The organism is Streptomyces sp. NPDC006368 (assembly GCF_040612535.1).
Lineage (GTDB): Bacteria > Actinomycetota > Actinomycetes > Streptomycetales > Streptomycetaceae > Streptomyces.
The window spans coordinates 60,799-72,614 of record NZ_JBEXQK010000032.1 but is presented as its reverse complement, the minus strand read 5'-3'; the positions used below and the strand labels follow the sequence as shown (position 1 = coordinate 72,614).

The window sequence follows — 11,816 nt, the reverse complement described above, 5'->3', positions numbered from 1 at the left end:
CTGTGGGTGTGCGCCGCGCTGAGCGACGGTGACCGCGAGGCGGTACGGCGCGGGATGGCCGACCCGGGGGGCATCACGAAGACCGTTGGATGGGAAGGCGGAGGCGGCTTCAGGAGCCTCAAGGCATCGCCGTCCGCGTTCGAGATCGCCGATGGCCGAGTCTTCCTCGCGGATTGGGTCAAGGGCGAAGACTTTGCTGCCGTCGTCGCAGCCCAGTTGGGCTTCATGTATGACAGCGCGGACGGTGGGCCGTTCTGCGGCACGAAGGGACGTGCCCGGCTGGCCGTTGTCGACGGCGTCGTGGACGAGGTTGTGGCCCGAGGCGTTATTGGGCATTTGGACGAGGGAGAACGAGCAGTGATCGTCGGCAGGGGCATCACGCCCGAAGCTGAGAGTCTCGTTGCGGAGCTGAGCCGAGGTTCCAAGGTGCTTAAGGCGCCTCGCGATCTGGTGCGTCGCGGGAAGGCTGTGCGATGACCTGGATCGACTACGACGCCTCGCTCGTGGACGACATCGCCGCGAGGTTGGACCTTCGGGCACCCAATGCAGCGGCCGTCCGCGCGGTTGCCGAAGCGATCGCGGACGGGAACGGCCGCGAAGTGGTGTGTGACTTGGCGACGGGCGTCGGCAAGACGTACATCCTTGCCGGCCTGGTGGACTACCTGGCAGCCCAGGGAGTTCGGAACATCCTGGTCGTCACGCCAGGGACGACGATCCAGGACAAGACGGTCGCCAACTTCACTCCCGGGCATGCGAAGTTCGTGAACGGCAGCGATGCCGAGCCGTTGGTGATCACCTCGGAAAACTTCTCCCGGGGACAGGTGGGCGACGCCCTGCACGACGACACGATCACGAAGCTGTTCGTCTTCAACGTGCAGCAGTTGATCCGGCCCAGCGACAAGACGTCCAGAAAAGTCCGGGCCCGAGACGAGTTCATCGGCACGGGTCTCTACCAGCACCTTCAGCAGGTAGAGGACCTCGTCGTCATCGCGGACGAGCACCACGTCTACAGCTCAAGAGCCAAGTCATTCAACCAGGCCATCGAAGAACTGGGCGCGCGGGCGGTCGTCGGACTCACCGCGACACCTGCACCAGGTGTTAAGCCGATCTTCCAGTACTCCCTTGCCGAGGCCATTGCCGACGGCTTCGTGAAGATCCCTGTGATCGTCTACCGCCCGGATGGCCGGAAGGACGAGAGTACGGTCCTTGCCGACGCTTGCCACCTGCTGCGGATAAAGGACGCCGCATGGACTGCCTGGGCAGAAGCACAGGGCAGGACCCCCGTGCACCCCGTGTTGTTCGTGGTATGCCGTGACATCCCTGACGCCGAGCGCGTCGCAAACAGGCTGACAGCCGATGACATGTTTCCCGGCGAGGGACAAGTGCTCACCATCACCTCGCAGTCGAGCGACACCGCACTGCGGGCCCTGGCTGCGGTGGAAGAGGCCGACTCGCCGGTACGCGTCGTGGTCTCGGTGAACAAGCTGAAGGAAGGCTGGGACGTCAAGAACATCGGGGTGATCGTCGGCCTGCGAGCTCTTGCTTCGGAGACTCTGACGGAGCAGGTCCTCGGCCGAGGACTGCGGCTGCCCTACGGGCGGAGGGTCGGCACTCCCATGGTGGACACAGTTGACCTTGTTGCCCACGAGTCCTACCGGCAACTGCTGGCCAATAAGGACGCGCTGCTGCAGCAGGTTCTGCCCGCTGACGGCGGTGACCTGGACAAGGACCGTCCGCAGCCGGCCCCTGTTGCGAACCAGCCGAGCAGCGGCGATGAGCAGCAGATCCTGACCTTTACGTCGCGCCCGCGTGTCATCGGCGACGACTTGGTGGACGGCTCTCCGCTGCTGCATGTGGAGTCGTTTGACGCTGTCATGTCCCAAGGCAAGCGGGACGCGAAGGCCGTTGCAACGCTCCGCACCAAGGTCCCCGGTGCACCGACGATCCGCTTCCCCAGGCGTGAGCGGGAGATTCTTCCTGTTCGTTTCTCCTTCAGCTACATCGACAATGCGGCCGCGCGGTCTGAGGGTGCCGCATACAAGCACGAGTTCAAGGTCCCGTTGGTGCGGCAGGCGGTCGACGCCCAGCGCGGCCTGGACAGCAAGGTGGGCACGTTCGTGACGGCAGCCGAATCGGTTGACGCCACCCAGAAGTTCATCTCGATCTCTGAGCTCCGCAACGATCTCTTTGGGCGGATCTGGAACATCGGATACGTGGAGGAGACGCTTGCCGAATCCCGAGCGGCCGAACGTGTTGTCCGCGAGTTCTTGGCGGGAGCTGGCGTCACCGCGGAAGACCAGGAACACGAGTGGAGCGAACTGCGTGCCGCCCAGGCAGCCACTGCCCTCGGCAAGTTGGTCAAGACTGCCTACGACACCCGTAAGCTCCAGCCCACTTACGCTTTCCGGCCGGTAGACGTCCCGACTGTGCCCCCGCCGCCCATGCCCTCGAACGTCGTCAGCAAATGGGCGGATTTCCGTAAGGACCTTTGGTACGAGGGCTGGGAGCACTCGGTCGAACCGGTTGCCTCTTTTGACGCCGGCAGCACTGAGTACGCCCTGGCGCACCTGTTCGACGCGAGCCCTAGCGTCCAGTGGTGGCTGCGCAACTACGACCCCGGCCCCATCTGGATCGAGCGGGACAACGGGAAGAAGTACTACCCGGACTTCATCGTCCTCGACAGCGAGGGAACGTACTGGGTCGTGGAGGGCAAGGCCAACGATCGAGCGAATGATCCCGAGGTGCTGGAGAAGCGGCGAGCTGCCGAGGATTGGGCACGTTTCGTCCGGGACTATGGCGAGTTCGGCACATGGCGGTACATCTTCGCGACCGAGAAGATCATCAAGGACGCCAAGGGGTCGTGGGAGTCCTTGATCGCGCTTGCCAAGCCGGAATGAGCATCCTTACTGCGTGAGTGGATTGGGCGGCACGACGGTGGACCCAGCGTCAGGCTGTTCGAGGCCGGGCGCCTCTGGTTTGGGGAAACGGCGCCCTGCCTGCTTGGCGATTCCAGGCGGCGACACCACCGTCCAGTCGTCAGAACTCTGCATGGCGCGCCCGTCACGAGTGACAGGCGCGCCACAAGGCGGTGAGCATCAACGGTCTTAGTTCTTCTAGGCAAGGGGGGGCATGAACCCGTTCGAACTGCGCCGCACTGAGCAGGAGCTCCGCGAAGCGCTACAAGGAACCGCATTGGCCTGGGTTCTCGATGATGTCGATGCCGCGATCGCAGCAGGTGTGCCGGAGGAGAAGATCCTTCGCCGCCGTCCCCAGCGCCGTGGTGAGGAGTCCCGCGGGGCAACGCCGGCTGCAGCGGCCCTCCGCTACGAGGCTGTCGATCGGAACCTGCTCGGCGCCAGCGAGTACGAGGCGTCCCGTAAGCGAGGGACGCTGGTTATCGCTACGCGGGCCATGACGGACCAGGAACGTGTCCAGCTTCTACTTGATGCGGTGAGGCGGGTGCTTGTTGAGCTGCCTGAGATCGAACTCGAGACACTAAAGACGCTTTGGGCACAGCCTGACGGTGATGACGGTCGCCGCAGCGTGGCTGAGGGAGTCGTGTTCGAACCCGCCGAAGGCGCTCGGTCAAGTCGCAGCTGGACGGAGATCATGGCGGACCGGGTACCTATGGAACGCCGCGAGCGTGTCAGTCACCTGGTAGCTGAAGTGTCGCGGGAGGTGCAGAGGTGACTGCGGTCGATCAATTGATCGGGGAGATTAAGAGCTTTCTGGCCGCGGGGGCGCTTTCGTACGACGCAGCCTCGAAGCCGTCCGATGTCTATGAAGGTTTCGTCTTCTCGCTGATCGTGGCTACTGCGAGTCGGCATGGTGCCACCGTCACCTACGAAGACGTCCATGGGGCTAAGGTCAACAATCTTGTGTTTCGAACAGGGCCTGGGCATCTATACGGGGACAGCCAGCCCTTTACTCATGCCGTGATCGAGTTCGATGGCGCCCCCGCCCTTGAAGTCCACCTTGGCGTCTTTGTGACCGGTTCGTCGGGTGTCCTCCATGAATGCGACGTTTTGGTGCTGCCTGCTGAGGAAGCGGCGTTGAGCCGTGAGCAGGACGTCGCGCCGCGAGGAAGTCAGAGCATCCTCATCGTCGAGTGCAAGTACTACGTGTCCAACCTCGGCATCGGGCTGGCACGGAACTTCGAGGGTCTGCGAGCTGACATCCGTACCCAGAGCGAGCTCTTCGTCTCCAACATCGGCTCGCCAAGCATCGTGAGGTACCTCGATGCTCGGAAACGGGGCTTCGAGCGTGATGTAGTGCCCAACTCACCGCAGGCGGGGTACCTGCAGGGAGAGATCAGAAAGACCTTCAAGAGCTACCTGAACAAGCACTCGCCCTCAACGGTGATCTGAAGCAGTCGATCGATCCTGCGTCGGTTGCGATCTGCGTGAGCGCTGCGTGAGCGGACTGGGTGGAACTAGGGTGGACCGGGCGTCATGGTGATCACGGTCGGGCGTCTCTGACCTGGGGAAACGGGATTCTGCGGCATCGTCCGGCACCACCCGGGATGATCTTGCGGGCCCTCGTAATGCGTAGGTCTCGGGTTCGAATCCCGAAGGCGGCTCAGCCGAAAGCCCAGGTCACTTCCGAAGTGACCTGGGCTTTTTCGTGCTTGGCGGGGATACGTGGGGCGCTCGGTCGGCCGCGCCCGTTCAGCTCGTCCAGAAGTCCCACCAGCGGGTCAGGATCAGCATGCCGATGATCCCGATGTGGAGGACGGGCAGGACCCAGGTGAACTCGTCCAGGAAGGCGCGCAGTGCGCGGGGTGCGGGGAGCAGGCCGGCGCGGACGGTGTGGGACGTCACGTACCAGAACATGACGATCGTCGCGGCCCAGGCCAGGCAGCACCACAGGCACAGCGAGCTGATCACGTACAGCGACTGGTACTGAAGCCAGGTGCAGAAGCCGACGCCGAAGAGGGTGCCGGCGTTCAGGCCGAGCCAGTACCAGCGGCGCAGGCGCGCCCCGGCGAGGAGCGCCGCGCCGATCGCGGTCACCATGCCGTAGGTGGCCAGGCCGAGCATCGGGTTGGGGAACCCGAAGACGGCGGCCTGTTCGCTCTTCATGATGTTGCCGCAGGACACGATCGGGTTCAGGCTGCAGCCCGGCTGGAACGTCGGGTCCTCCAGCAGCTTGAACTTGTCCAGGGTGATCACCCATGCGGCCAGCAGGCCCGCCGCGCCCGTCACCACCAGCATCCACGCGAACGCCCGGCCCGCCCCCGTCGTCATGGTGGGGACGGACCGGGCGGTGGAGACGCCCGTCTCCGTGGTTGTCGTCGTCATCCCGGTGCCGATCAGGATCGGACCCTGCGGACCGGCAGCAGGCAGTGGGCGCTGGACTGCAGCAGCTGCTCGTCGGAGACGAAGGCGCGCAGCCGGTCCGCGCTGACCTCCCGCCCCGCCACGGCCTCGGGCCACGGGCGGGTCGCGACGATCAGGTAGGCGGTGCCGGTCTTGTGCGCGTTGCTCTCCCACTCAGGCGGGACCGGGCACTGCGCTTTCATGAACGGCAGGTCGAGGACCGCGCGCTGAGCCTCCACCAGCAGGGTGAACGGGATCCGGGGCTCGCGGGCCAGGTCGGTCAGCCGGTCGCCGATCGACAGCCCGAGCCGCTCCAGTTCGGCCCGCATCGCCTGCGCGCCGGCCTCGGGGCCCTGGTCGCCGTTGCCCAGGGAGTACACCATCAGGAACGGCGTCCCCGGGGTGTCGGAGTCGGGGGACGGTTCATCGGTCCACGCGATGACAGCGAGGGTTCCCAGAAGGGAACGCTGTCGGCCCGGCGATTCGGCGGTGGAAGAGGTCATGCCGCCGGATATTAGTGGTGTTGTCATGGGTGTTCCGACACATTTTCACCCGTATGGCGGATTCTCGGATGCCTCACTTCACTCTCCGGAACGGTTTTCGAACGGGTTCGTTGTGCGGGCGACGTCGCCGCCAGACTCGTAAAGGAGCTCACCGATGATTGTCACCGGACGCCGCACGGCGCTGCGGGCGCTGTTCACGCTCACCGTGGCGGCTTTCACGGGCGGCACGCTCGCCCCCATCGTCACCAGGCCCCGCCGGCGGCACGAGGCCCTGCGGCAGGACGAGGGCGATGCCTTCGACGAGATGTACAGGGGGCGGCGAATCCGGGCGACGCGCCGGCTGTACGGGGGTGGGCTCGACGTGCGGGTCGACGGGCGGCGTCTGCATCTGATGCGGTGCGCGGACGGCGGCTACCTCAGCCCGGTGGACCACTACAGCGGGTATCCGACGCCGCTCGCGGCGACCCGCGCGGCCGTGGACGAACTGGGCTCGGCACGGCTGTCCGAAGGAGGCTCCCATGGTGTACACGCGTAAGAACCAGCGAGATCTGTCCGCGGCCGAGCGCAAGCGGTTCGTCGCCGCCGTACTCGCGCTCAAACGCGCCGGCCGGTACGACGACTTCGTCCGTACGCACATCGAGCATTACCGCTCCGACGGTGACCGGCGGCTGCGGGTCGCGCACATGGCGCCGTCGTTCCTGCCGTGGCACCGGCAGTACCTGCTGGAGTTCGAGCGGGCCCTGCGGGAGGTCGATCCCGGGGTGACCGTGCCCTATTGGGACTGGACCCGGGACAACACCCCGGCCGCGTCCCTGTGGAGTGAGGACTTCATGGGCGGCAACGGCCGCCGTGGCGATCTGCAGGTGATGACGGGACCTTTCGCGTACGTCAACGGCCACTGGACCATCGAGGTCGGTGTCACCGACCACCGCTTCCTCACGCGCGACTTCGGCAACCCGGCCCGCCCCATCGAGCTGCCGACCAAGGGGGAGCTGGCCCGGGCGATGGACGAGACGGTCTACGACTCCGCCCCCTGGAACTCGACCAGCCGCACCGGCTTCCGCAACGCGCTGGAGGGCTGGACATCCGAGCGCGGCAACGGCCGCTGGCGCAACCACAATCGGGTTCACCGCTGGGTCGGGGGGCTGATGCTCGGCGGCGGGTCGGTCAACGACCCGGTCTTCTGGCTGCACCACGCCTTCGTGGATCTCCTCTGGTCGCGCTGGCAGAGCAGGAACCCGCGCGCCGGCTACCTGCCCGCCACCCCGCCGCGGCGCGGATCCGACCAGCACCGGCGGATCGTCGCCCGCGACGAGCGGATGCCCCCGTGGGACGTCACACCGGCCGCCGTCGCCGCCCATCACCGGGTCTACCGGTACGCCTGATCCCCGGCCAGCACGCGCGATCCCCCGGCCGGGGAGGGCCGGGGGATCGTGAATGCGTGCGTGCGACCGCGGCGCGGTCAGTGGGCGTAGCTGCCGACGCCGTAGCCGCTGTCGGTCTTCTGCTTGTCCTTCTTGCCACCGTCGTTGATGCAGACGTTGCCGAAGGTCGGGTTCAGGATGCCGATGAGGTCGATGGTGTTGCCGCAGAGGTTGATCGGCACGCCGATCGGCACCTGGACGATGTTGCCGGAGATGACACCGGGGCTGTTCACGGCGGCGGCGTCCGCCTTGGCGTCGGCGACCGCCATACCGGTTCCGCTCATGGCGACAGCGCCCGTGCCGACGATGATGAGGGCAGCCTTCGCGATGCGAGACATCACAATCTCCTTGTACATGGAAATCCGACCGCGGGCCTGCGGCCGTCACGCCCCTACAACGTGATCGCTTGGGGGAGGTAACGGGCAGAACCGCTTGAAGGGAGCATTACGCGCCCAATGTCGCCCTTTTGGGCGTGTGTGAGGGTCAGTCCTCGGCGCTGGCCAGCCCGAGGTGCGACTCCAGGGCGCCGGTCGCCATCGGCGGCAGGACCCCGGCCTCGGGCAGCGCGATGGCGGGCAGACCGAACGACTCCGCGTGCGGCAGGGTGGTCGGCGCCTCGACCCGCGCGCCGGGCGTCGTGGTGCCCACATCGGACGCGGGCGTCGACAGCAGGGCCTGGGTCACCGGCTGGTTCTCGATGACGGTGGGCAGCGTGGCGGTGATCAGCGTCTCCGGCACCGTGCCCGCCACCGGTACCTGCGGCAGGAGCAGTGGCTGAACCCGGCCGTCGGTGCGCGTGGTCAGGCCCACGGGGGCGCCGGGCATCGGGATGGGTACGCCGGTGTTGACGGCCGGCGGCGCCATGGGGAGCACCATGCCCAGCGGCTGCAACGGCAGGTCGACGGGCACGGCCGGCGCGGCGGCCGCGGAGCCGGCCATGGCCGCCGAGGCGAGGGCCGTGACGACGATGCCCACGCCGGCCTGAGTTTTCGGGTTCATTGCTGCGTACGCCTTCCGGGACTTGTGAGTACGTTGCTGACCGGGTGAACGAGCACACGCCGGGAAAAGCGTCAGAATTCGCCTGGATGCAGCAATGGGGCAGGGGCCGGCCGGTGGGAAAAGCGGTGTGGTGAACGATGTGGCAAGCGATGGGGCCGGCGAAACGGGCGGCGAGAGGCGAAAGGGGCCGGGGCGGGAACGTCGTCGGTCCCGCCCCGGCCCCGGTACGGTGCCGCGGGCAGCGCTTACTTGCCGCCCAGCGGGAGCCCCCCGAGCAGCGCCTTGTCCTTCGGCTTCAGGTTGCCCGCGGTGTCCGTCACCTTGCCGACGAGGTTGTTGTCGGCCGCCTTGCTCACCGCGTCGGAGGGGACCGCCTCGGCCAGGCCGCGCTTGCCCAGCGTGTCGACCGCACCGTTCAGGCTGGAGGGGGTGAGGCTGTCGGCGGCGAAGGCCGGGGCGGCCGCGCCCAGAGCCATCACGGAACCGGCAACGACCGCGGCAACCTTCGTGGGCTTCATGGGTGGTGAGTCCTTCCTGGAATGGCGTGGGTTCACAACGCGCGCCCCACGCAGGTCACTTGGAAGGTCCCCCGTGTGGCGCCCTGCCCTCTGTAACGAGCCCCCCGAGCGGCGGAAACTCCGGGAGGGCGGAATTCTCGGTACTGCACCCGAATGATGAAATGCGGTCCTATTCTCCGATCAACGGGCAAGAGGAGAACCCTGTTGGCTCAGTAGGGCTGGGCCAACAGGGTTCTTCGGGCATCCGGACGGCCGGGACGGGGCTGGGGCCCGGTCCCGGGTCCGGGTGGCGCGGGGGCGCGTCAGACGGCGGGCGTCTGCGTCATGTCGTTCGGCGCCGGGAGGTTCGTGGCGGGCGTGGCCTGCGCGTTCTTGGCGGTGACCAGGAGCATGTCCGCGACCGACTTCACCGTCGCCTGGACCTGGAGCTCGACGTTGGCGGTCGTGCCCTTGGTCGACGCGGCGACCAGCTCGTCGACGGCCTTGTCGACGTTGGCGAGCGCCTCGTCCATCGCGTCCGGGGCCGGGTTGACCTGGGAGTCGTCCGCGGTCGTCTCGTCCGTGGGGGCGTTCGGCGTGTCGGCCGCGTTCGACTTGCGGATGGCCTCCATGGCGGCGTCGATGCTCGCGCTGTACTTCGTGGCGTCGGCGGTGGCCAGCTTCCCCTCGTTCGCCGTGATTACGGCGGTGAGCAGGATGGTGATCGGGTCGAGCAGGGTGGCGGCGTCGTCCAGCGGCTTGACCTGCTTCATCAGGCTCTCGGCCTTCGGAAGCGGGGCGTGGGCGGAGTCCGAGTGGGCGACGGCGGGGCCTGCCGCGCCGAGGGTGAGGGCGGCGCAGAGAGCGGTGGCCGCGCAGCGGCGGGGTGTCAGGAGACGCATGCGAAATCCTTCCGGTGAGGATGCGTCGGGAATGTGACATCACCGTGGGACGGCTGAACGCGCCTCGCAATCGGATGCGTTACGCAGGGTGACTCGGCCCGCCGGGTGAATTTCCGGGCCTGGCCTGCGGAAAGGGGCGGCAAAGGGCCGGTCCCGGGATATGACGCAGCGCCGCCGATAGGGTGGCGGACCCCAGCGGGAAGGGGACGGCAAGGGGCTTGCGGGGCAAGGTGCGCGATGGGGCGGCGGAGGAAAAGCGACCCCGAAATAGGGCGGTGCGCCACCCCGTGGGGATGGCGCACCGGATGCCGGGGGTGGCCCGGATCAGTCGTTGACGCAGACGTTGCCGAAGGCCGGGTTCAGCGCGCCGACGATGTCGATGGTGTTGCCGCAGAGGTTGATCGGGATGTGGATCGGCACCTGGATGAGGTTGCCGGAGATGACACCGGGGGACCCCACGGCCGCGCCCTCGGAGATGGCGTCGGCGGCCGCGACACCGGACGTGCCGGCGACGGACGCGGCGATGGCGGAGGTCAGGACGGCTGCCTTCGCGATACGGGACATGGTGAGGAACTCCTAGTTCGGTGAAGCTGCGGGCCGACGTGCCCGGTCACAGGAACAACGCCCGAGCATTTCGCCGGTTGCGCCACCGAATGGGTGAACCGTCGGATGAGCGGCCGGGAGACACGGACGTGCGCGAAGAGCGCGCCTCCGTGCGGAAGTTGTACGGAACGTGTTTCACATGCTTCGGATTGTGGTTGTTGAGTTGTAACGTTCGTGCTCGTTCCTTCCGGCCCATCCAATTCGGCGCGCTATTACGTGGTGCAGCGGGAAGCCCGCCGATTCCGCCGATTTCCGCGGACGACGACGACCTGATGACGCGACGACCAGCATCACCGGCGTACTCCACCGACGTCCGCCGCGCGCCCGACTGCGCCGACCCCTCACTGCCACCCGCTTTCCAGAAAGCCTCGTAGAAAGGGTCACGCGTGCGTCCCCCATTCACCGCACTGCATGTTGTCCAGCCCGGCGACGGCGGCGTGGCCCGTGTGGTCACCGACGTGGTCGGTACACAAAAGGAACAGGGAATGCGGGTGGTCGTCGCCTGCCCGCCCGATGTGCCGCTGGTGTCGGCGGTGCGCGCCGCGGGCGGTGAGGTCCACCCCTGGCGGGCGGGCCGGGACCCGGGGTGGCGGCTGCCCGCCGAGTGCCGCCGCGTCGCGGAGATCGTCGACCGCGTACGGCCCGACCTGGTCCACGCGCACAGCGCCAAGGCCGGGCTCGCCGCCCGTATCGCCGTACGCGGGCGGATCCCCACCGTCTACCAGCCGCACGCCTGGTCCTTCGAGGCGGTCGACGGACTGACCGGCCGGATCGCCCGCCACTGGGAGCGCTGGGCCGCCCGCTGGACCGACCGGATCGTCTGCGTGAGCGAGGCGGAACGGCAGCGGGGAGTACGGGCGGGCGTCCGGGCGCCCTGGTCCGTCGTCCACAACGGTGTCGACGTCGCCCGGTTCGCCGCCGGCCCGAGCCGTGCCGCCGCCCGCGCCGCCCTCGGCCTGTCCGACGCGGAGGGGGCCTCGCCCCTCGTCGTGTGCGTGGGCCGGCTGTGCCGGCAGAAGGGCCAGGACGCGCTGCTCCAGGCGTGGCGCACGGTCGTCGAACACGTCCCCCGGGCCCGCCTGGCCCTCGTCGGCGACGGCCCGTCCGCCGCCGCGCTCCGTGCCGCCGCGCCCCGCTCGGTCACCTTCGCGGGCGCCGTGGCCGACCCGGCGCCCTGGTACCGGGCGGCCGACCTGGTCGTCCTGCCGTCCCGCTGGGAAGGCATGGCACTGGCCCCCCTGGAGGCCATGGCCGGTGGCCGCCCCGTGCTCCTCACCGACGTCGACGGCGCCCGCGAGAGCCTGCCACCCGGCCACGAGGCGCACTGCCTGGTCCCGCCCGACGACCCGACCGCGCTGGCCGCCGCCCTCATCCGGCTGCTCCAGCGCCCGCTGCTGCGGCAGACCCTGGGCCGCGAGGCCCAGCGGCACGTACGCGACGGATTCGACGTGCGGCGCGCCGGCGCGGCCCTTGTGGACGTGTACCGCGAGGTGGCCGACCCGTGCCGAGCCCCCGGCCTCAGAGAGCCGGTCGCCCGGTGACCCCGGAAAGCACCCGCGCCACGGAAAGC

13 protein-coding genes and 1 pseudogene are annotated in these 11,816 nt (G+C 68.0%); 7 read left to right on the top strand and 7 right to left on the bottom strand.

The window, feature by feature from the left end; all coding sequences use genetic code 11:
- From ABZZ38_RS22200 to ABZZ38_RS22185, 4 genes and pseudogenes are all read left to right on the top strand, one after another.
- A pseudogene (locus tag ABZZ38_RS22200) lies at positions 1-477 on the top strand (hypothetical protein); the annotation flags it as partial.
- A complete protein-coding gene (locus tag ABZZ38_RS22195) occupies positions 474-2,897 on the top strand; it encodes a DEAD/DEAH box helicase family protein (RefSeq protein WP_356742615.1) in 2,424 nt (807 codons plus the stop codon). The pseudogene ABZZ38_RS22200 and the gene ABZZ38_RS22195, both read left to right, overlap by 4 nt.
- A 232-nt stretch (positions 2,898-3,129) precedes the next feature.
- Positions 3,130-3,690 (top strand): hypothetical protein, encoded by a 561-nt coding sequence (locus ABZZ38_RS22190; RefSeq protein ID WP_356742613.1) that lies wholly within the window; start codon positions 3,130-3,132, stop codon positions 3,688-3,690.
- On the top strand, positions 3,687-4,367 hold the full coding sequence (locus tag ABZZ38_RS22185) for a hypothetical protein (RefSeq protein WP_356742610.1): 681 nt from the start codon (positions 3,687-3,689) through the stop codon (positions 4,365-4,367). Before ABZZ38_RS22190 ends, ABZZ38_RS22185 begins: the two co-directional genes overlap by 4 nt.
- Positions 4,368-4,667: 300 nt before the next feature.
- Here ABZZ38_RS22185 and ABZZ38_RS22180 read toward each other — a convergent pair whose 3' ends face one another.
- On the bottom strand, positions 4,668-5,246 hold the full coding sequence (locus tag ABZZ38_RS22180; RefSeq protein ID WP_356742620.1) for a vitamin K epoxide reductase family protein: 579 nt from the start codon (positions 5,244-5,246) through the stop codon (positions 4,668-4,670).
- Positions 5,247-5,311: 65 nt separating this feature from the next.
- A complete protein-coding gene (locus tag ABZZ38_RS22175) occupies positions 5,312-5,821 on the bottom strand; it encodes a DUF5949 family protein (protein WP_356742606.1) in 510 nt (169 codons plus the stop codon).
- 154 nt (positions 5,822-5,975) lie between these two features.
- Here ABZZ38_RS22175 and ABZZ38_RS22170 point away from each other — a divergent pair, with 154 nt between their 5' ends.
- Both ABZZ38_RS22170 and ABZZ38_RS22165 read left to right on the top strand, forming a co-directional pair.
- Positions 5,976-6,356: a tyrosinase family oxidase copper chaperone gene (locus ABZZ38_RS22170; RefSeq protein WP_356742603.1), complete on the top strand. Its 381-nt coding sequence runs from the start codon at positions 5,976-5,978 to the stop codon at positions 6,354-6,356.
- Complete coding sequence (locus tag ABZZ38_RS22165; protein WP_356742600.1) at positions 6,340-7,206, top strand: tyrosinase family protein; 867 nt, start codon at positions 6,340-6,342, stop codon at positions 7,204-7,206. Before ABZZ38_RS22170 ends, ABZZ38_RS22165 begins: the two co-directional genes overlap by 17 nt.
- 77 nt (positions 7,207-7,283) lie before the next feature.
- Here ABZZ38_RS22165 and ABZZ38_RS22160 read toward each other — a convergent pair whose 3' ends face one another.
- The 5 genes from ABZZ38_RS22160 to ABZZ38_RS22140 form a co-directional block, all read right to left on the bottom strand.
- Positions 7,284-7,583, bottom strand: coding sequence for a chaplin (locus ABZZ38_RS22160; protein ID WP_356742596.1), 300 nt, complete (start codon positions 7,581-7,583; stop codon positions 7,284-7,286).
- 145 nt (positions 7,584-7,728) lie between these two features.
- Positions 7,729-8,244 carry a hypothetical protein gene (locus ABZZ38_RS22155; protein WP_356742593.1) on the bottom strand — a complete coding sequence of 172 codons (516 nt, stop codon included), beginning with the start codon at positions 8,242-8,244 and terminating at the stop codon, positions 7,729-7,731.
- 245 nt (positions 8,245-8,489) lie between these two features.
- Positions 8,490-8,762 carry a hypothetical protein gene (locus tag ABZZ38_RS22150; RefSeq protein ID WP_356742589.1) on the bottom strand — a complete coding sequence of 91 codons (273 nt, stop codon included), beginning with the start codon at positions 8,760-8,762 and terminating at the stop codon, positions 8,490-8,492.
- Positions 8,763-9,064: 302 nt separating this feature from the next.
- Positions 9,065-9,643, bottom strand: a complete 579-nt coding sequence (locus ABZZ38_RS22145; protein ID WP_356742584.1) for a hypothetical protein — start codon at positions 9,641-9,643, stop codon at positions 9,065-9,067.
- 324 nt (positions 9,644-9,967) lie between these two features.
- Positions 9,968-10,207 (bottom strand): chaplin, encoded by a 240-nt coding sequence (locus tag ABZZ38_RS22140; protein ID WP_356742580.1) that lies wholly within the window; start codon positions 10,205-10,207, stop codon positions 9,968-9,970.
- Between the two features lie 425 nt (positions 10,208-10,632).
- Here ABZZ38_RS22140 and ABZZ38_RS22135 point away from each other — a divergent pair, with 425 nt between their 5' ends.
- On the top strand, positions 10,633-11,787 hold the full coding sequence (locus tag ABZZ38_RS22135) for a glycosyltransferase (protein ID WP_356742576.1): 1,155 nt from the start codon (positions 10,633-10,635) through the stop codon (positions 11,785-11,787).
- Positions 11,788-11,816 lie beyond the last annotated feature (29 nt).